Below are 20,203 nucleotides of genomic sequence, written 5' to 3' on the forward strand. Positions count from 1 at the left end.
CAGTGCCTTCCCGGGGGACCACCCCGGCCCCCCGGCCTTACTGCCTACCGCCCGTTGAAGGCGTCTTTGAGGCGCGAGAACAGTCCCTGCTGGCCCGGCTGGAACTGCCCGGTGGGCCGCTCCTCGCCGCGCAGCTTGGCGAGCCGGGTCAGCAGCTCCTCCTGCTCGGCGTCGAGCTTGCCCGGGGTCTGGACCTCGACGTGGACGATCAGGTCGCCGCGACCGCCGCCGCGCAGGTGCGTGATGCCGCAGCCGTGCAGCGGGATCGACTGCCCGGACTGGGTGCCGGGCCGGATGTCGACGTCCCGTACCCCGTCCAGCGTCTCCAGCGGACACTTCGTGCCCAGCGCCGCCGCGGTCATCGGGATCGTGACCGTGCAGTGCAGGTCGTCGCCGCGCCGCTGGAAGACCGGGTGCGCGACCTCGTGGATCTCGACGTACAGGTCGCCGGCCGGGCCGCCGCCGGGGCCGACCTCGCCCTCGCCCGCGAGCTGGATGCGGGTGCCGTTGTCGACACCGGCCGGGATCTTGACCGTGAGCGTGCGGCGGGACCGGATGCGGCCGTCGCCCGCGCACTCGGGGCACGGGGTCGGCACGACCGTGCCGAAGCCCTGGCACTGCGGGCACGGCCGCGAGGTCATGACCTGGCCCAGGAAGGACCGGGTGACCTGCGAGACCTCGCCACGCCCGCGGCACATGTCACAGGTCTGCGCCGACGTGCCGGGCGCCGCGCCCTCGCCGGAGCAGGTCGTGCACACGACCGCCGTGTCGACCTGGATGTCCTTGGTCGTACCGAACGCGGCCTCGTGCAGCTCCACGTCCAGCCGGATCATGGCGTCCTGGCCGCGGCGGGTGCGCGAGCGCGGCCCGCGCTGCGACGCCGTGCCGAAGAACGCGTCCATGATGTCGGAGAAGTTGCCGAAGCCCGCGCCGAAGCCGGCACCGCCGGCGCCGCCGCCCTGGGACATCGGGTCGCCGCCGAGGTCGTAGACCTGCTTCTTCTGCGGGTCCGACAGCACCTCGTAAGCGGCGTTGATCTCCTTGAACCGCTCCTGGGTCTTGGGATCCGGGTTCACGTCCGGGTGCAGCTCGCGCGCCAGCCGCCGGAAAGCCTTCTTGATCTGGTCCTGCGAGGCGTCGCGGCTGACACCGAGGACCGCGTAGTAGTCCGTGGCCACTTACGACTCCGCCAGGATCTGTCCGACGTAACGTGCCACTGCGCGTACCGCTCCCATCGTTCCGGGGTAGTCCATGCGGGTCGGTCCGACCACGCCGAGTTTGGCGACTGCCTCGTCGCCCGAACCGTAGCCGACTGCGACGACCGATGTGGAAGTGAGGCCTTCGTGAGCGTTCTCGTGCCCGATGCGCACGGTCATGCTCGAATCCTTCGCCTCTCCCAGCAGCTTGAGCAGCACGACCTGCTCCTCAAGTGCCTCCAGCACCGGCCGGATCGTCAGCGGGAAATCATGTCCGAAGCGCGTGAGATTGGCGGTACCGCCGATCATCAGCCGCTCTTCGGTCTCCTCCACCAGAGTCTCCAGCAACACCGACAGCACTGTCGAGACCGTGCCCCGGTCCTCCGCCTCGAAGGACTCGGGAAGGTCCTGCACCAGCTGCGGGACGTCGGTGAAGCGGCGGCCCACGACCCGGCTGTTCAGCCGGGCCCGCAGGTCCGCCAGGGACGTTTCGCCGAACGGCGCCGGGCAGTCGATCATGCGCTGCTCGACCCGTCCGGTGTCCGTGATCAGGACGAGCATCAGCCGGGCCGGGGCCAGCGACAGCAGCTCGACGTGCCGGACGGTGGACCGGGTCAGCGAGGGGTACTGGACCACCGCGACCTGCCGGGTCAGCTGCGCGAGCAGCCGTACCGTACGGGCCACGACGTCGTCGAGGTCCACCGCGCTGTCGAGGAAGCTGTGGATCGCCCGGCGTTCCGGGACGGAGAGCGGCTTGACGGCCGCCAGCTTGTCGACGAAGAGGCGGTAGCCCTTGTCGGTGGGGATACGGCCCGCGCTCGTGTGAGGCTGGGCGATGAAACCCTCGTCCTCCAGCGCGGCCATGTCGTTGCGGACCGTGGCCGGCGAGACGCCGAGCCGGTGGCGCTCCGTGAGCGCCTTGGAGCCGACGGGCTCCTCGGTGCCCACGTAGTCCTGGACGATGGCACGCAGCACTTCGAGTCTGCGTTCGCTGAGCATCGCGTACACCTCCAGTCCCGCGCTCTCCCCTGGCCTCTGTGGCCGCCTGCCCGGCCGGGGTCCGGCCGGCTGTCCCTGGCACTCGACCGGTCCGAGTGCCAAACCCTGAACCAGTGTACGGCCGGGTAGCACGGCCAGGGCAAGGCCGGGCACCGCGGCACGCGGCCCGGCGGGCCACCGTATCGCGCCGCGGCGGCTCCGTGTCCCCCGGATACGCCCAGGTCAGCCGGTCGGCCGCGGGCGATTTCGCGCTATACGGGCTAGCGTCGCGGTATGCGCACGAGTTGGGAAGAGGCAGGGTGGGAGCGGCTCGCCGACGGGGTCGCCAGGCGCCGGCTGCCGCACTGGGACGCCACGGTCGGCGTCGTGGCCGGTACCACCGGCGTCCTCCTGGTCGATACCGGGTCCGGGCTGGCCGAGGGCGCCGAGCTGCGCCGCCAGGTCCGTGGCGTACTGGGCCGTGAGGTGACCCATATCGCACTCACCCACCCGCACTTCGATCATGTACTGGGCACGGCGGCGTTCGCGGGTGTGACGGTCTTCGGCGCGACCGGCATGGGCGAGCTGCTGCGCCGCGAGCCGGAGGCGCTGCTCGCCGACGCGGTACGGAACGGGGCCGACCCGGACGCGGCGGCCGAGGCGGTGGACACCCTCGTGGTCCCGCAGCACGCGGTCTGCGGCGAACGCACGCTGGACCTGGGCGACCGGCACGTCCTGCTGGCGAACGTGGGTCCCGGGCACAGCGCGCACGACCTGGCGGTGTGCGTGCAGGGCACCTCGGGCGGGCCCGAGGTGGTGTTCTGCGGCGATCTCGTCGAGGAGTCGGGCGAGCCGCAGGCCGGGCCCGACGCGCTCCCCGCCTGCTGGCCGGCCGCGCTGGACCGGCTCCTCTCCCTCGGCGGCGAGGACGCCCGCTACGTCCCGGGCCACGGCGCCGTCGTGGATGCCCGCTTCGTCCGCACCCAGCGCGAGGGGCTGGCCCGCCGCTTCGGCGTGTCGCCCGGGTAGCCCGCACGGGCGACACGCCGCCCGCATATCGTCTGTCGAATGCGCAGCAGACAGTACGGTCCCGACCTCACGCCGCCGTGGAAGAAGCAGCAGCCCGCCCCCGAGGTCCCGGCCGACACCGACCTGGTCGTCGAGGAGATCACCACCGGCTACTGCGGTGCCGTCGTCCGCTGCGAGAAGACGGCCGAGGGGCCGACCGTCACCCTGGAGGACCGCTTCGGCAAACACCGGGTCTTCCCGATGACGCCCCGCGGCTTCCTCCTGGAGGGCAAGGTCGTCACGCTCGTCCGCCCCTCAGCGCAGCCCGCACAGCAGGGCCCGCGCCGCACCGCCTCCGGCTCCCTCGCCGTCCCCGGCGCCCGCGCCCGCGTCGCCCGCGCCGGGCGCATCTACGTGGAGGGCCGCCACGACGCCGAGCTGGTCGAACGCGTCTGGGGCGACGACCTCCGCATCGAGGGCGTGGTGGTGGAGTACTTGGAGGGCATCGACGACCTCCCCACGATCGTCCGCTCCTTCTCCCCCGGCCCCGACGCCCGCCTCGGCGTCCTCGTCGACCACCTCGTCCCCGGCTCCAAGGAGTCCCGCATCGCGGCCTCGGTCACGGACGCGAACGTCCTGATCGTCGGCCACCCGTACATCGACGTCTGGGAAGCGGTGAAGCCGTCCGCGGTGGGCATCCCCGCCTGGCCGTCCGTCCCCCACGGCCAGGACTGGAAGACAGGCATCTGCCGGGCACTCCGCTGGCCGGAGAACACGGGCGCCGCCTGGCAGCGAATCCTCGGCTCGGTCCGCTCGTACAAGGACCTTGAGCCGGCGCTGCTGGGGCGGGTGGAGGAGCTGATCGACTTTGTCACCGCATGAATCAGGCTGAATCCAGCCCGCCCGGCGTTTGAGGGCACGACCTCGCCGGGACGGCGGGTCAGTCCACCAGGTCCCGCACCACCGCGTCCGCCAGCAACCGGCCCCGGAGCGTCAGCACCGCTCGCCCCGCCTCGTACGGCGCTGCCTCCAGCAGCCCGTCCGTCAGGGCGCGTTCCGCCGCCTTCGCGCCCGCCGGGGCGAGGAGGTCCAGGGGGCAGCCCGCCGCGAGGCGCAGTTCCAGGAGGATGCGTTCCACGCGGCGGTCCTCGGGCGCGAGGAGTTCGCGGCCCGCGCCCGGGGAGCGGCCGTCGTTCAGCGCCTGCGCGTACGCGCCGGGGTGCTTCGCGTTCCACCAGCGGACGCCGCCGACGTGGCTGTGGGCGCCGGGGCCCGCGCCCCACCAGTCGGCGCCGGTCCAGTACAGCTCGTTGTGGCGGCAGCGGGCTGCGGGCGTGGTGGCCCAGTTGGAGACCTCGTACCAGGTGAAGCCCGCGGCGGTGAGGGTGTCCTCGGCGATGAGGTAGCGGTCGGCGTGCTCGTCGTCGTCGGTCATCGGGACCTCGCCGCGGCGGATGCGGCGGGCGAGCTGGGTGCCTTCCTCAACGATCAGCGCGTACGCGGAGACGTGGTCGGGGCCGGCGCCGATCGCGGCGTCGAGGGATGCCTTCCAGTCGTCGTCCGTTTCGCCGGGCGTGCCGTAGATCAGGTCGAGGTTGACGTGGTCGAAGCCGGCGGCGCGGGCCTCGGCGACGCAGGCTTCGGGGCGGCCGGGGGTGTGCGTACGGTCGAGGATCTTCAGGACGTGCTGCCGGGCGCTCTGCATGCCGAAGGAGACCCGGTTGAAGCCGCCGGCGCGGAGTTCCTCCAGGTAGCGGGGGTCGACGGACTCCGGATTCGCCTCGGTGGTGATCTCCGCGCCGGGCGCGAGGCCGAATTCGTCGCGGATCGCGGCGAGCATGCGGGAGAGGTCGGCGGCCGGGAGGAGGGTCGGCGTGCCGCCGCCGACGAAGACCGTCTCGACCGGCCGCGGGTCGTCGCCCATGATCTTGCGGGCGAGCCGGATCTCCTCGACGACCGTGGCGGCGTAGTTCTCGCGGGAGGCGAGCGCGCCGCCGGAGCCGCGCAGCTCGCTCGCGGTGTAGGTGTTGAAGTCGCAGTATCCGCAGCGGGTCGCGCAGTACGGCACGTGCAGATAGAACCCGAGCGGCCGCTCGCCCGCTCCGTCCAGGGCGGAGGCGGGCAGCGCCCCGTCCTCGGGCATGGGCTCACCGTCGGGGAGTGCAGAAGGCATACCGCCATTGTCCGGCACGCGGGGAGTGATCCCCTCCGCCGGCCGCTCCTGCCCCCTCTACCCCCCTCTACAAGGCCACCGCCTGCAGCACCAGCAGCGCCAGGTCGTCGTCCGGCGGGGCCGGGTCGAAGGCGTGCACGCGGCGCCGGAGGTGCTCGGCGACGCCGTCGGCGCCCAGGCCCGCGCACTCGGCGAGGGCCTGCGCGAGGCCGTCCTCGTCGTCGAAGAGCCGGCGGCCCGAGCGGCGCTCGGTCACGCCGTCGGTGACGCACAGCAGCGTCTCGCCGGGCAGGAGGTCGAAGGACTCGCTCTCGTACTCGGTCTCCTCCATGACGCCGAGCAGCATCTGGGGCGCGGCGACCGCCCGCACCGTGCCGTCCGTGCCGAGCACCAGCGGCAGCGGGTGCCCGGCGCTGGCCAGCGTGCAGCGGGCGCCACCGGTGCCGCCCGCGTACGGGACGATCTCGCCGTACAGGAGGGAGAGGAACCGCGCCTGCTCGCTCTCCTCGCGGTAACCGGGCTGGAGCTCCGCCTCGGAGCCGGCCGCCACCACCGCGGCGGCCACCGCGGCGACGGAGTCGGCCGCCTCCCGCGCGACCGTGCGGTTCAGCCGGTCCAGTACGTCGCCGACGCCGTACCCCTCGCGGGCCAGCAGCCGCAGCACCGGGCGGGCCAGACCCGTGACGGCCGCGGCCTCCGGGCCGCTGCCGCAGACGTCGCCGAGCATGAAGCACCAGCGGCCCTCGCCCGCCTGGAAGAGGTCCCAGAAGTCGCCGCCCGCCCAGGCGCCCTCGCGCGGCTCGTACACCACGGCCGAGGCCACGCCCGGTACGTCGGGGCGCCGGCCGGGCAGGAGCCGGCGCTGCAGCACCCGGCTGATGCGTTCCTGGCGGCTGTAGGCGTCCGCGGTGGCGATGGCCCGGGCCACCCGCCCCGCCAGGTCCTCGATGAGCGAGACGACCTCGTCGGGGAAGCGGAGCAGTCCGGCCCTGCCTATCAGGAGCGTGCCGTGCCGGCGCACGCCGGAGATCAGCGGGCAGGCCAGGGCCGCGCCGCCGGGGCCGAAGCCGCTGGGCTCGCCGGGCCACGGCCAGGGTCCCGCGCCGATGGGGTGGCCGTCGCCGCCGCGGCCGGTCAGTACCGGCGGGTCCTTCTCCAGCAGCTCGCGCAGCCCGTCGATGCGGCTCTCCGTGGCGTGCCAGACGCGGGCCAGCCGGGACGCCCCGAAGTCCTTGCCGTCGTCCAGCCACACCGCGCACCAGTCGGCCATCCGCGGCACGATCAGCTGCGCGACCAGCGCGGCTACCTGGTCCGCGTCCAGCTGCCCGCTGAGCAGGTCGGACGCCTCGGCGAGGAAGGACAGCGCGCCGTGGTGGATCCGCTCCACCTCGCAGCGGCGCAGCGCGGCCCGCTGCGGCCCGGGCGGCATCAGCTCGGTGGCCGGCGGCCCGCCCGGCCCCCTGCGGTCCGCGTGGAAGATCTCCGCCGGCGGTCCGTACGCCGGCTCCGGCGCGTCCGCCGCCACCCGGAACCACACGGTCTTCAGGGTGCGCCGGTACGTGATGCCCCAGGAGTCCGCGATCGCGCCGACCAGCTGCAGGCCGCGGCCCGCGCCCTCGGCCGTCACGGCGTCGTGGCGGCCGCGCACCGGGCGGGCCGGGTGGTGGTCGGAGACCTCCACGGTCACGGCGGTGTGCGGGCCGTCCCCGTGCAGCCGGCACAGCAGCTCGACGGCGGTGCCGGCGTGCACGACGGCGTTGGTGACCAGCTCGCTGACGAGCAGTTCGGTCTCGTCGGCGACGCGCGTGGTGAGGTACTCGGCGCCGGGCAGCCCGCGGCTGATCCAGTCGGCGAGCGTCGTGCGGACGAACTGCCGGGCGGCGCCGGCGGCGATGGGCGAGCCGGGCAGTCCGACGGCGCGGAAACCGTCGGTTCCGTATGCACCGTCGGCGGGTTGTGATCCGTCGGCCGGGCGGCCGTCGGCGGGCGGGCCGCTGTCCTGGGTGGGGACGGCGGCGGGCCGGACCGTGGCCGGCCTGCGCACCACGTCGTTTTCCGACGGAGTTGTCGTCCTCATTGAGCACTCCCGAGCAGTTCCGCAATCGCGCCGAATGCGCCATCGCCAGAGTGACAGACTGAGCTCACCCATTCGCACCGAGTTACTGAAGTGGGTCACTATGTCGGTCGATTCGGCAGTGCGCGGCGATACGCGGGAGACGGATTCCGGCTGGGTGCGGGCGGCTGATCTGAAGCCGCTGCTCACCGCACTCGCCTCGATGTCCTCGGGCGACTTCCGCACGCGGCTCCCCGTGGCGTACGACGGCGTCCTCGCCGATCTGCACGGCGCCTTCAACGACATCGCCACACGGACGCAGCACCACTCCGACGAGCTGGTGCGGCTGCGCTCCGAGCTGATCCGGCAGGGCCGGCTGGACGAGCGGATGACTGCCAGCCCCGGCCAGGGCACGTGGGCCTCCTCGGTGCTCGCGGCCAACGACATCATCGAGGCGCTGGTGGTCCCGGCGGCCCAGGCGACGAAGGTGCTGAACGCCGTGGCGGGCGGCGATCTGACCCAGCGCGTGGAGCTGCACGACGGGCACCGCAGGCTGCGCGGCGACCGCCGCGGGCTGGGCCGCGCGGTGAATTCGATGGTCGACCAGCTCTCGCTGTTCACCGGCGAGGTCACGCGGGTGGCCCGCGAGTCGGGCAACGAAGGACGGCTCGGCGGCCGGGCCAAGGTCGCGGGGCTGTCCGGGAGTTGGCGGGACGTGACGGAGGCGGTCAACACGATGGCCGCCCGGCTGACCGCGCAGGTGCGGGACATCGCGGCGGTGACGACGGCGGTGGCGCGCGGCGATCTGACGCGTCAGGTGACGGTGGAGGCGACCGGCGAGCTGCTGGAGCTGAAGCTGACGGTCAACACGATGGTCGATCAGCTCTCCGCGTTCGCCGACGAGGTCACCCGGGTCGCCAGGGAAGTCGGTACGGAGGGGCGGCTCGGCGGCCGGGCGCAGGTGCCCGGCGTCTCCGGGGTCTGGAAGGACCTCACCGACAACGTCAACTTCATGGCCTCCAACCTCACCTCACAGGTGCGCAACATCGCCCAGGTCACCACCGCGGTGGCCAACGGCGACCTCAGCCAGAAGATCACGGTCGACGCCCGCGGCGAGATCCTGGAGCTCAAGGAGACCGTGAACACCATGGTCGACCAGCTCTCCGCGTTCGCCGACGAGGTGACCCGGGTCGCGCGGGAGGTCGGCACGGACGGGCGGCTCGGCGGCCGGGCGCAGGTGCGCGGGGTGTCGGGGATGTGGAAGGACCTCACCGACAGCGTCAACTTCATGGCGGACAACCTCACCACGCAGGTGCGCAACATCGCCCTCGTGGCGACCGCGGTGAAGGAGGGCGACCTCGGCAGGAAGATCACGGTCCAGGCCAAGGGCGAGATCCTGGAGCTGAAGACGACGATCAACACGATGGTCGACCAGCTCTCCGCGTTCGCCGACGAGGTCACCCGGGTCGCCAGGGAAGTCGGTACGGAGGGCAACCTCGGCGGCCAGGCCCAGGTCCGCGGCGTCTCCGGGGTCTGGAAGGACCTCACCGACAACGTCAACTTCATGGCCTCCAACCTCACCTCACAGGTACGCAACATCGCCCAGGTCACCACCGCGGTCGCCGACGGCGACCTGTCGAAGAAGATCTCGGTGGCGGCGCGCGGCGAGATCCTGGAGGTGAAGGAGACCGTCAACGGCATGGTCGACCAGCTGCGGGCCTTCGCCGACGAGGTGACCCGGGTGGCCAGGGAAGTCGGTACGGAGGGCGACCTCGGCGGCCGGGCCCAGGTGCGCGGCGCGTCGGGGGTCTGGAAGGACCTCACCGACAACGTCAACTTCATGGCGTCGAACCTCACGACGCAGGTGCGCAACATCGCCCTGGTCGCGACCGCCGTCGCGCAGGGCGACCTGTCGCAGAAGATCGACGTGGACGCGCGCGGCGAGATCCTGGAGCTGAAGACCACCCTCAACACGATGGTGGACACGCTCTCCTCGTTCGCCTCCGAGGTGACCCGGGTGGCCCGCGAGGTCGGCAGCGAGGGCCAGCTGGGCGGCCAGGCCCGCGTCGAGGGCGTCTACGGCACCTGGAAGTCCCTGACGACCAGCGTGAACGAGCTCGCGTCGAACCTCACCACGCAGGTCCGGGCGATCGCCGAGGTGACCAGCGCGGTGGCCTCCGGCGACATGACGCGCAATGTCACGGTCGAGGCCCGCGGCGAGGTAGACGAGCTGAAGAACAACATCAACATGATGGTCTCCAACCTCCGCGAGACCACCCGGGCCAAGGACTGGCTGGACGCCAACCTCGCCCGGCTGGCGGGCCTGATGCAGGGCCACCGCGACCTGGTCGAGGTCGCCGACCTGATCCTGCGCGAGCTGACGCCGCTGGTGAACGCCCAGTACGGCGCCTTCTTCCTGGCCAGCGCCGAAACCGACGAGCTGCGCCTGGACTTCATCGCGGGATACGGCTCCGCACACGACGCCAGCATCGACACCCCCGGCTCGCACGGCCACGGACTGGTCCGCCAGTCGGCCATCGAGAAGAAGCGCATCCTGATGGAGGAGGTGCCGCCCGACTACATCAAGGTCGACTCCGGGCTCGGCGAGGCGGCCCCGAACACCGTCGCGATCATCCCCGTGCTCTTCGAGGACCAGATCCTCGGCGTGATCGAGCTGGCGTCCTTCTCCCGCTTCTCCGACGTCCACCTCGCCTTCTTCGACCAGTTCGTGAACACCATCGGCGTCGCCATCAACACCATCGTCGCCAACTCCCGTACGGAGTCGCTGCTGAGCGAGTCCCAGCGGCTGGCCCGCCAGCTCCAGGAGCGCACGGGCGAGCTGCAGCGCCGCCAGGCCGAGCTGCAGCGCTCCAACGCCGCGCTGGAGGAGAAGGCCGCGCTGCTGGCCAGCTCCTCGCGGTACAAGACGGAGTTCCTGGCGAACATGTCGCACGAGCTGCGCAATCCGCTGAACTCCCTGCTGATCCTCGCCCAGATGCTCATCGACAACGAGCACGGCCACCTCAGCCGGCACGAGGTGGAGAGCGCGGCGATGATCCACCGCTCCGGCTCCGAACTGCTCCAGTTGATCAACGACATCCTCGACCTGTCCAAGATCGAAGCCGGCCGGATGGATGTCTTTCCGTCCCGGGTACCGCTGATCAAGCTGCTGAACTACGTCCACGACACCTTCCGCCCGCTGACGCTGGACCGCGGCCTGGCCTTCGAGGTCTCGGTGACCGACGCGGTGCCCAAGGAGCTGTACAGCGACGAGAAGCGGATCAAGCAGGTGCTGCGGAATCTTCTTTCCAACGCCCTGAAGTTCACCTCCAAGGGCAAGATCGTCCTGCATGTGGACCTGGCGGAGGACGGCTCCGTCGCCTTCACCGTCACCGACACCGGCATCGGCATCGCGTCCGAGAAGCTGCCGGTCATCTTCGAGGCGTTCCAGCAGGCGGACGGCACGACCAACCGGAAGTACGGCGGTACGGGCCTCGGCCTGTCCATCAGCCGGGAGATCGCGGGCCTGCTCGGCGGCGTGCTCACGGCGGAGAGCGAGCCCGGCGCCGGCTCCACCTTCGCCTTCCGCATCCCCGTCAGGTGCCACAGCACGGCGGAGCCCGCCGAGCAGCCGCTCGACGACGGCGAAGCGGACGCCGACGAGGACGAGGCCCCCACCGCGCCTGCGGAGCTCACCCGGCCATCGGTCCCCGCGCCCGCCGCGCCCCCGGAGGAGACCCCCTGGCCCGCCGTGTCCAATGTGGAGCAGTGGGCCAAGGGCGCCACCGGCGAGCTGCTCTCGGGCGCCCAGGCCCTGGTCGTCGACGACGACATCCGCAACGCCTTCGCGCTGACGAACGTCCTCAGCCGGGTCGGTATGCAGGTGCTCTACGCCGAGCACGGCCGCGAGGCCATAGAGATGCTCGGCAAGAACCCGGGCATCGACTTCGTCCTGATGGACATCATGATGCCGGAGATGGACGGGTACGAAACGATCCGCGCCATCCGCCGCACCCCCCGGTACGCCGATCTGCCGGTCGTCGTCCTGACGGCCAAGGCCATGCCGGGCGACCGCGAGAAATCCCTGGAGACCGGCGCCAACGACTACCTCCCCAAACCGCTGGACGTGGACCGGCTGCTGAACGTCGCGGTCGATCTGCTCGCCAAGTACCGCGCCCCCGCCTCCGCTCCCGACGGCGGCGCGCCGGCCGGCCAAGGACACGAAGACGACGCAGAGCACGACGAGACCGGCCGAGCCGGCAATTCGTAGGGGCACACCAGTTCAGAGGCCACTCATGACCCACGCCACCCGCACCGACAGCGACGACCGGGCAGGAATCCTCCTCGTCGACGACATGGAGGAGAACCTCGCCGCGCTGGAAGCCGTCCTGCGCTCACTCGGCGAACCGCTCGTCCGCGCGCGGTCGGGCGAGGAAGCGATGAAGGCGCTGCTCCGCCAGGAGTTCGCGGTGGTCCTGCTGGACATCCTGATGCCCGGCATGGACGGCTTCGAGACCGCGAGCAACATCAAGCGGCTCGACCAGGCGAAACACATCCCGATCATCTTCCTGACCGGCACGGACGCCGACTCCGGCTATGCCTTCCGCGGCTACTCCACGGGCGCCGCCGACTATCTCACCAAGCCCTTCGACCCCTGGGTGCTGCGCGCCAAGGTCAAGGTCTTCCTGGAACTGCACCAGAAGAACCGCCAGTTGCGCCGGCTGCGGCAGCAGGACCGGGACCGCATCGACGAGCTGGCGGACCGTATCGCCGCCATGGAGCAGACATTGGCGGTCATGGAGCAGACACTGACCGCCGGCGCCCCTCTCGAAGCGGGCGAACTGCGCGCGGGAATGGCCGCGTTGGAGGAGACCGTACGGGCGCTGCGCCACGGCCGCGCCTGACACCCGCCGGGTCCGTACGCCGCGTACGTCCCATACGTCTCCGTACGTTGCTGTACGGACCCGGCGGCCGGTGTCAGGACTCGCGGGTCCCCGCGTACATGTCGTCCAGCAGGTCCTTGAAGGTGCGCTCGACGACCGGGCGCTTCACCTTCAGGCTGGGCGTGACCTCGCCGTGCTCGATGTCCAGGTCACGGGGCAGGATGCGGAACTTGCGGATCTGCTGCCAGCGCTGCAGGCCCTCGTTGACCCGCTCGACGTATCCGTCGATCAGCACGCGTACCTGCTCGGTGGCGACCACCGCGGCGTAGTCCTTGCCCGCCAGGCCGTGCTCCTTGGCCCAGGTCAGGATGGTCGGCTCGTCCAGCGCGATCAGCGCCGTGCAGAAGTTCCGGTTGGCGCCGTGCACGAGGACGTTGGAGACGAACGGGCAGACCGCCTTGAACTGGCCCTCGACCTCGGCGGGCGCGATGTACTTGCCGCCCGAGGTCTTGATCAGGTCCTTCTTGCGGTCGGTGATCCGCAGATAGCCGTCGGCGGACAGCTCGCCGATGTCGCCGGTGTGGAACCAGCCGTCGGACTCCAGCACCTCGGCCGTCTTCTCCGGCAGCCCGTGGTACCCCTGCATGATGCCGGGGCCGCGCAGCAGGATCTCCCCGTCCTCGGCGATGCGCACCTCCGTGCCGGGCAGCGGCTTGCCGACCGTGCCGGTGCGGTACGCCTCCCCCGGGTTCACGAAGCTGGCCGCGCTGGACTCGGTCAGGCCGTAGCCCTCCAGGATGTGGATGCCGGCGCCGGCGAAGAAGTAACCGATGTCGGGGGCGAGCGCCGCCGAGCCGGAGACCGCGGCGCGCAGCCGCCCGCCGAACGCCTCGCGCAGCTTGGCGTACACCAGCGCGTCGGCGACCTTGTGCTTGGCGGCGAGCCCGAACGGCACCGAGGCCGTGCCGGTCCGCCGGAAGTTGTCCTGCGAGACCTTGGCGTACTCGCGGGCGACGTCGGCCGCCCACTGGAAGATCTTGTACTTCGCCCCGCCGCCCTCGCGGGCCTTGGCGGCGACGCCGTTGTAGACCTTCTCGAAGATCCGCGGCACGGCGGCCATGTACGTCGGGCGCACGACCGGCAGATTCTCGATGATCTTGTCGACCCGGCCGTCCACGGCGATGACGTGGCCCTGGGCGATCTGGCCGGCGGTGAGCACCTTGCCGAAGACGTGCGCCAGCGGCAGCCAGAGGTACTGCACGTCCTCCTCGTTCACCAGCCCGGTGGCCTGGATCGCGCGGGCCATGTACGCCCAGCAGTCGTGCGGCAGCCGGACGCCCTTGGGCCGGCCCGTCGTGCCGGAGGTGTAGATCAGCGTGGCCAGCTGGTCGGCGCGGAGCGCGGCGACCCGCTCCTTCACGCAGCTGGGGTGCTTCTCCAGATACGCGGCTCCGCGCTTCTCCAGCTCGGCGAGCGAGAGCACCCAGCCCTCGGGGTCGCCCTCGGCCGGCACCGCGCCGGCCTCGTCGATGACGATGACGTGCGCGAGGTCGGGCAGGTCGGCGCGGCACTCGCGGGCCTTGACCAGCTGCCCGGCGTCCTCGGCGATCATCACCCGGCTGCCGGAGTCGGCGAGGATGTACGCCGTCTCGTCCGCGTTCGTGCTGGGGTACACGGTCGTGGTGGCCGCGCCCGAGCACAGCACGCCGAGGTCGGCGAGGATCCATTCCACCCGCGTACTGGAGGCCAGCGCCACCCGCTCCTCGGGGGCCACGCCCAGCTCGATGAGGCCCGCGGCGGTGGCGTACACCCGCTGGGCGGCATCTGCCCAGGTCAGCGTCTTCCAGTCGTCCGGGCCCTGGCCCGAGGCGGGCGGCACCGGATACCGGTACGCCTCCCCTTCGGGGGTTGCCGCGACCCGCTCCAGGAAGAGCGTCGCCACGGAAGGTGGCCGGTTCTCGATCAACGACTGGCTGTCCGTCACGTCTTCCTCCGGGGCCCGCTTCATTGCTGGTGACTCGCGAGTAACCTTCGAGCAGGATCAGACTAGAACGCGTGGCGCTCCCACGTAAGGGCCTTCCTCACACTCGTTCACCTTGTGACCGATCGGTGTGCGCGGGGCTCCCGCCGCGCGTCCGCGCGTGGTCCTCAGAAGCCCGTCTTCCCCCGCGCGGGGCGCCCGAACCGCGCTCCGGCGGCGGCTGCGCCGGGCTCCGGCCGCGGCGGCGCCGGTACGCGAAAGGCGCCCGTTCCCGGCTGGGAACGGACGCCCGGCGTCGCTCGACGGCGCCCGCCGCCCTCGCGACGGTCACCGTCCGGCGTTACTTCTTGCTCTTGGAGTCACCATCGGAGTCCGAGGACAGGACGGCGATGAAGGCTTCTTGCGGAACCTCCACACTTCCCACCATCTTCATCCGCTTCTTGCCTTCCTTCTGCTTCTCCAGCAGCTTCCGCTTACGGGAGATGTCACCGCCGTAGCACTTGGCGAGGACGTCCTTGCGGATGGCGCGGATGGTCTCGCGGGCGATCACCCGGCTGCCGATGGCCGCCTGGACCGGCACCTCGAACGCCTGCCGCGGGATCAGCTCGCGCAGCTTGGCGACGAGCCGGACGCCGTACGCGTACGCCTTGTCCTTGTGGCAGATCGCGGAGAACGCGTCGACCTGGTCGCCGTGCAGCAGGATGTCGACCTTGACCAGGTCGGCGGTCTGCTCACCGGTGGGCTCGTAGTCCAGCGACGCGTATCCCCGCGTTTTGGACTTCAGCTGGTCGAAGAAGTCGAAGACGACCTCGGCGAGCGGCAGCGTGTACCGGATCTCCACCCGGTCCTCGGAGAGGTAGTCCATGCCGAGCAGATTGCCGCGGCGGTTCTGGCAGAGCTCCATGACCGCGCCGATGAAGTCGCTCGGCGTGAGGATCGTGGCCCGTACGACCGGCTCCTGCACCTCGGCGATCTTGCCGGTGGGGAACTCGCTGGGGTTGGTCACCTCGTGCTCGGTGCCGTCCTCCATGGTCACGTTGTAGATCACGTTCGGCGCGGTCGCGATGAGCTCCAGCCCGAACTCGCGCTCCAGCCGCTCCCGGATGACCTCCAGGTGCAGCAGGCCGAGGAAGCCCACGCGGAAGCCGAAGCCGAGCGCCGCCGAGGTCTCCGGCTCGTACACCAGCGCCGCGTCGTTCAGCTGCAGCTTGTCCAGCGCCTCGCGCAGCTCCGGGTAGTCCGAGCCGTCCAGCGGGTACAGCCCGGAGAACACCATGGGCTTCGGGTCCTTGTACCCGCCCAGCGCCTCCGTCGCGCCCTTGCTGAGCTGGGTGATCGTGTCACCGACCTTGGACTGCCGGACGTCCTTCACACCGGTGATCAGGTAACCGACCTCGCCGACGGACAGCCCGTCCGCGACCGTCATCTCCGGCGAGTTCGTCCCGATCTCCAGCAGCTCGTGCGCGGCGCCGGTCGACATCATCCTGATGCGCTCGCGCTTGCTGAGCGTGCCGTCGACGACCTTCACGTACGTGACGACGCCGCGGTACGCGTCGTACACCGAGTCGAAGATCATCGCGCGGGCGGGCGCGTCCTTCACACCGACCGGCGGCGGCACGACCCGCACGACCTTGTCCAGCAGCTCGTCCACGCCCACGCCGGTCTTCGCGGAGACCTTCAGCACGTCCTCGGGCTCGCAGCCGACGAGGTTCGCCAGCTCCGCCGCGAACTTCTCCGGCTGCGCGGCCGGCAGGTCGATCTTGTTGAGCACCGGGATGATCTGCAGATCGTGCTCCATCGCCAGGTACAGATTGGCGAGCGTCTGCGCCTCGATGCCCTGAGCGGCGTCGACGAGCAGGATGCAGCCCTCGCACGCGGCGAGCGAGCGCGACACCTCATACGTGAAGTCGACGTGCCCCGGCGTGTCGATCATGTTGAGGATGTGGGTGTTGCCCGGCTCGCCGGTGGGGGCCCAGGGCAGGCGGACCGCCTGCGACTTGATCGTGATGCCCCGCTCCCGCTCGATGTCCATGCGGTCGAGGTACTGCGCGCGCATCTGCCTCTGCTCCACGACTCCCGTCAGCTGGAGCATCCGGTCGGCAAGCGTCGACTTGCCGTGGTCGATGTGCGCGATGATGCAAAAGTTACGGAGGAGAGCCGGGTCGGTACGGCTCGGCTCCGGCACGTTCGTAGGGGTCGCGGGCACGCAGAGGTCCATTCAGAGAATGCTGGGTCAGAGGATGCGGGGTCGGTGTGCGGTGATGCGGTGGGCGGGGCTCGGCTGTTTCGTCCTCCCTATCGTCCCATGAGCCGCGGCCCCAAACTCTTCGGGAGGCGCGGGGCGGGGGACGGGGTGGTTCCGGGGGTGGCGGGGTGCGGTCCCGGTCGTGGCGGGGGCGCGGGCCGGTCATGGTGAGGGCGCGGCTCGGTCATGGTGGTGGTGCGGTCCGTTTTTGGGTGGGCGTTCCCCCTGCTGGTAGCCTGGTCCACTGTGTTTCGTGCGCTCTCGTGTACGCGACACGCAGAAAGCCCGGAGCCGGTCGGGATCTTCCTCGGCCACCCGGAATCCAACGAACCTGAAAAGGCTCTTTCGTGGCGAACATCAAGTCCCAGATGAAGCGGATCAAGACCAACGAGAAGGCCCGGCAGCGCAACAAGGCTGTCAAGTCGACTCTGAAGACCGCGATCCGTCGCACCCGCGAGGCCGTGGAGGCCGGTGACCTGCAGAAGGCCACCACCGCCCAGGCCGAGGCGGGCAAGAAGCTCGACAAGGCCGTCAGCAAGGGCGTCATCCACAAGAACGCCGCCGCCAACAAGAAGTCGGCGCTGGCGAAGAAGGTCGCGTCCCTCAAGGGCTGACCTTCTGACGCTTCGCGGATGACCTCCCCGGAGGTCTCGCGGCCGCCGTCACGGGTCACGACCTGTACGGCAGTCATCACGCTTCATCGCCGGTGAGGACCCAGCGGCCCCTCTCTCCGCTCCTCCCCGGCCCCCGCGCCGCACGCGGCCTGCGTTCGCCACGCGGGTGCGGCGCACCCAGCTCCACACCGAGGACCCCGCTTCCGCCCTTCCCCAGGGCGGGGGCGGGGTCTTCGTCTTGCGGGGGGTGAGGTCTTCGTCTTGCCAAAGGTCCCCTACGCGCTGACCCACCCACCCTCGTCCACTCGAGCGGGGCAGCGATGGCTGATTCCCGTCGGCTACGCTGCCGCTCATGTCCAACTCGGGGGAACAGCCCAATCCGTATGCCCAGCAGCCCCACCAGCCACAACAGGGGCCACCGCCTCCGCCGCCGGCTCCGGCGGCTCCGGCGGCTCCGGCGGGGCCGCAGCCGGGCAATCCGTACGGTCAGGTGCCCCAGCAGCAGAACCCGTACGCCCAGCCACCGGCCGGCTACGGCTACCCGGCGGCCGCGCCGCACGGCGCACCGACCATGCCGAGTGCCGGCCCCGCCGGCTACGGCGTCGGTCCGGGCGGCCCCGATGGGACCGGTGGGACCGGTGGCGGCAAGGGTCTGCCCGCCTGGCTGTGGGCCGTCGGCGGAGCCGTGGTCGCCTCGGCCGTCTGGGCCGGCGTGCTCTTCGCGACCGGGGGCCTCGGCGGCCTCGGCGGCGAGCCAAGCCCCGACCTGCGCGGCTACCGCTATCAGTCCGACCTCTGCCGGTCGACCTCGTGGACGCCGTTCGAGGACGCGCGCTTCAAGATGGAGGACAGCAGCACCTCGGACAGCGCCGGCGAGAACCCCGAGTCCAGCGGCCACGAGGACCCCGCGCTGGACTCCATGTGGTGCAACGCCGACCTGGTACCGGAGGACGCTGGCAGCGACGACTACTCCTCCACCCTCGTCTACTCCAAGGCGTTCCTGCACAAGAAGACCGACCCGGCACCGGAGTTCGCGGCACAGTACCGCTCGTACGAACAGGAACGGTCCTCGACCCACTACAAGGTCGAGCCCGTACGCGGCATCGGCGACGAGGCGTACCTGGTGACCCGCGAGGAGACCACCGACAGCAAGGGCTCGTACGTGGTGCTCGGCGTCCGCGACGGCTGGCTGACGTACGAGACCACCTGGTCCAGCTACTCCAGCAGCGACAACACCGACCGCCCCGACTCCGCCGAGGTGGCCGACATGCTCCGCACCAGCGCCAAGCAGACACTGGCGAAGCTGAAGGGCTGAGCGGCTGGCGGCCTGCGGCTCAGCGGCTCGCGGGTGGGCGGCTCACGGGTGGGCGGCTGGCGGGTGAAGGGCTCACGGCCGAGCGGCTCACGGTGAGGGGCTCGCGCGGCTGGGCGGCTTGCGACTGAGCGGCTGAGGGGCGCGCTCGTGGACCTACGGGCGTCCCGGCCGACGCCTCGGGCGGCCCGGCCGACGCCTCGGGCGGCCCGGCCCGCAGGCTCAGCGGCGAGAACGCGCCGCGCGGGCGATCGTCACGACCGCCTTCTCCAGCGCGTACTCCGGGTCGTCGCCGCCGCCCTTCACACCCGCGTCCGCCTCGGCGACCGCGCGCAGGGCCACCGCCACCCCGTCCGCCGACCAGCCGCGCATCTGCTGCCGTACCCGGTCGATCTTCCACGGCGGCATGCCCAGCTCCCGCGCGAGATCGCCCGGCCGGGCACCCCGCGGCGCGGAGGCGAGCTTGCCGATCGCGCGGACGCCCTGCGCCAGCGCACTCGTGATCATGACGGGCGCGACCCCGGTCGAAACCGCCCACCGCAGCGCCTCCAGCGCCTCGGCCGCGCGCCCCTCGACCGCCCGGTCGGCCACCGTGAAGCTCGACGCCTCGGCGCGACCGGTGTAGTACCGCGCGACCACCGCGTCATCGATCGTGCCCTCGACATCCGCCGCGAGCTGCGCGCACGCCGAGGCCAGCTCGCGCAGGTCGCTGCCGATGGCGTCCACCAGCGCCTGACACGCCTCGGGCGTCGCCGACCGCCCTGCAGTACGGAACTCCCCGCGCACGAACGCCAGCCGGTCCGCCGGCTTGGTCATCTTCGGGCAGGCGATCTCGCGCGCCCCGACCTTGCGCGCGGCGTCCAGCAGCCCCTTGCCCTTGGCGCCGCCCGCGTGCAGCAGCACCAGCGTGATCTCCTCGGCCGGCGCCCCGAGGTACGCCTTGACGTCCTTGATCGTGTCGGCGGACAGGTCCTGCGCCTGGCGGACGACCACGACCTTCCGCTCGGCGAACAGCGACGGGCTGGTCAGCTCGGCCAGCGTGCCGGGCTGCAGCTGGTCGTGGGTGAGGTCACGCACGTCGGTGTCCGCGTCGGCGGCCCGCGCCGCCGCCACCACCTGCTGCACCGCACGGTCGAGCAGCAGCTCTTCCTGCCCCACGGCGATCGTGAGGGGGGCAAGGGGGTCGTCGTTTGCTGTCTTCCTGGCCATCGCGAACAGCATCCCACGCCCCACTGACACACCGGCCGCCGACCGCGGCACCGGCCGTCGCCGGCGGACGACCGCTGTCGGAGAATGGCCGGGTGAGCGATGTTCGACATGTACTGGTGCTGCCCGACCGGGACGCCGCCGAGGAAGTGGCCGAGGTGCTGACCGAGGAGTACGGAGTGCCCCAGCAGCCACAGCTCGTACGGGACGCCCTGGCCGGCGAGGACGACGCCGAGGACGCCCAGTGGCTCGTCGTCCTGGAGGACCCGGAAGCCACCTGCGACCCGGCCGCACTGGACACCCTGGCCGCCGAATACGAAGGCTGGCTGGAACCAGCCCGCCCCTGACCCCTCCGAAACGGCCCGGCCGACGGCCCCTGGCTGCCCCGACAACCATCCCCGGCAGGCCCGGCAGGGGCCGAGCACGGCCCTGACTGTCCCGAGCGTGGCCCGAGTGTCCTAGCCGGGTATCTCGCCCTGGGGGGGGGGGGGGGGGGGGGGGGGGGAGGGGGGGGGGGCAGGGAGAAAAGGGGGGGAGGGCGAGGGGATTGGGAG

14 protein-coding genes are annotated in these 20,203 nt (G+C 71.4%); 7 read left to right on the plus strand and 7 right to left on the minus strand.

Features of this window, described 5'->3' with window-relative positions:
- Positions 1-44: 44 nt before the first annotated feature.
- Both dnaJ and hrcA read right to left on the minus strand, forming a co-directional pair.
- Positions 45-1,178 (minus strand): molecular chaperone DnaJ, encoded by a 1,134-nt coding sequence (gene dnaJ / locus ACZ4MH_RS23970; RefSeq protein WP_351589437.1) that lies wholly within the window; start codon positions 1,176-1,178, stop codon positions 45-47.
- The gene (gene hrcA / locus ACZ4MH_RS23975; protein ID WP_351589440.1) at positions 1,179-2,195 is read right to left on the minus strand and encodes a heat-inducible transcriptional repressor HrcA; all 1,017 of its coding nucleotides are present in this window, start codon (positions 2,193-2,195) and stop codon (positions 1,179-1,181) included. It lies immediately after the preceding gene.
- Between the two features lie 273 nt (positions 2,196-2,468).
- Between hrcA and ACZ4MH_RS23980 the strand changes: the two genes are divergently transcribed.
- Complete coding sequence (locus ACZ4MH_RS23980; RefSeq protein ID WP_351589443.1) at positions 2,469-3,203, plus strand: MBL fold metallo-hydrolase; 735 nt, start codon at positions 2,469-2,471, stop codon at positions 3,201-3,203.
- Positions 3,204-3,242: 39 nt separating this feature from the next.
- Positions 3,243-4,064 (plus strand): DUF3097 domain-containing protein, encoded by an 822-nt coding sequence (locus ACZ4MH_RS23985; RefSeq protein ID WP_351589446.1) that lies wholly within the window; start codon positions 3,243-3,245, stop codon positions 4,062-4,064.
- 58 nt (positions 4,065-4,122) lie between these two features.
- Here ACZ4MH_RS23985 and hemW read toward each other — a convergent pair whose 3' ends face one another.
- Both hemW and ACZ4MH_RS23995 read right to left on the minus strand, forming a co-directional pair.
- Positions 4,123-5,355 carry a radical SAM family heme chaperone HemW gene (gene hemW / locus ACZ4MH_RS23990; RefSeq protein WP_351589449.1) on the minus strand — a complete coding sequence of 411 codons (1,233 nt, stop codon included), beginning with the start codon at positions 5,353-5,355 and terminating at the stop codon, positions 4,123-4,125.
- A gap of 67 nt (positions 5,356-5,422) precedes the next feature.
- A complete protein-coding gene (locus ACZ4MH_RS23995; protein ID WP_351589452.1) occupies positions 5,423-7,432 on the minus strand; it encodes a SpoIIE family protein phosphatase in 2,010 nt (669 codons plus the stop codon).
- Between the two features lie 100 nt (positions 7,433-7,532).
- Here ACZ4MH_RS23995 and ACZ4MH_RS24000 point away from each other — a divergent pair, with 100 nt between their 5' ends.
- Positions 7,533-11,678, plus strand: coding sequence for a HAMP domain-containing protein (locus ACZ4MH_RS24000; RefSeq protein WP_351589455.1), 4,146 nt, complete (start codon positions 7,533-7,535; stop codon positions 11,676-11,678).
- 25 nt (positions 11,679-11,703) lie between these two features.
- Positions 11,704-12,312 carry a response regulator gene (locus ACZ4MH_RS24005; RefSeq protein ID WP_351589458.1) on the plus strand — a complete coding sequence of 203 codons (609 nt, stop codon included), beginning with the start codon at positions 11,704-11,706 and terminating at the stop codon, positions 12,310-12,312.
- Positions 12,313-12,385: 73 nt separating this feature from the next.
- On the opposite strand, the gene ACZ4MH_RS24010 is transcribed toward ACZ4MH_RS24005, so the two are convergent.
- Positions 12,386-14,299: an AMP-dependent synthetase/ligase gene (locus tag ACZ4MH_RS24010; protein WP_467754670.1), complete on the minus strand. Its 1,914-nt coding sequence runs from the start codon at positions 14,297-14,299 to the stop codon at positions 12,386-12,388.
- A gap of 313 nt (positions 14,300-14,612) precedes the next feature.
- The gene (lepA, locus tag ACZ4MH_RS24015; protein ID WP_351589464.1) at positions 14,613-16,478 is read right to left on the minus strand and encodes a translation elongation factor 4; all 1,866 of its coding nucleotides are present in this window, start codon (positions 16,476-16,478) and stop codon (positions 14,613-14,615) included.
- Between the two features lie 386 nt (positions 16,479-16,864).
- Between lepA and rpsT the strand changes: the two genes are divergently transcribed.
- Both rpsT and ACZ4MH_RS24025 read left to right on the plus strand, forming a co-directional pair.
- Positions 16,865-17,131 carry a 30S ribosomal protein S20 gene (gene rpsT, locus ACZ4MH_RS24020; protein WP_351589467.1) on the plus strand — a complete coding sequence of 89 codons (267 nt, stop codon included), beginning with the start codon at positions 16,865-16,867 and terminating at the stop codon, positions 17,129-17,131.
- A 352-nt stretch (positions 17,132-17,483) separates the two neighbouring features.
- Positions 17,484-18,446, plus strand: a complete 963-nt coding sequence (locus ACZ4MH_RS24025) for a hypothetical protein (RefSeq protein ID WP_467754671.1) — start codon at positions 17,484-17,486, stop codon at positions 18,444-18,446.
- 219 nt (positions 18,447-18,665) lie between these two features.
- On the opposite strand, the gene holA is transcribed toward ACZ4MH_RS24025, so the two are convergent.
- Entirely contained in the window at positions 18,666-19,652 is a 987-nt protein-coding gene (holA, locus tag ACZ4MH_RS24030) for a DNA polymerase III subunit delta (protein WP_351589472.1), read from the minus strand.
- Positions 19,653-19,744: 92 nt separating this feature from the next.
- On the opposite strand from holA, the gene ACZ4MH_RS24035 reads away from it, so the two are divergent.
- Positions 19,745-19,996, plus strand: a complete 252-nt coding sequence (locus tag ACZ4MH_RS24035; protein WP_351589474.1) for a hypothetical protein — start codon at positions 19,745-19,747, stop codon at positions 19,994-19,996.
- Positions 19,997-20,203 lie beyond the last annotated feature (207 nt).

The organism is Streptomyces sp. NPDC026301, from assembly GCF_055567935.1.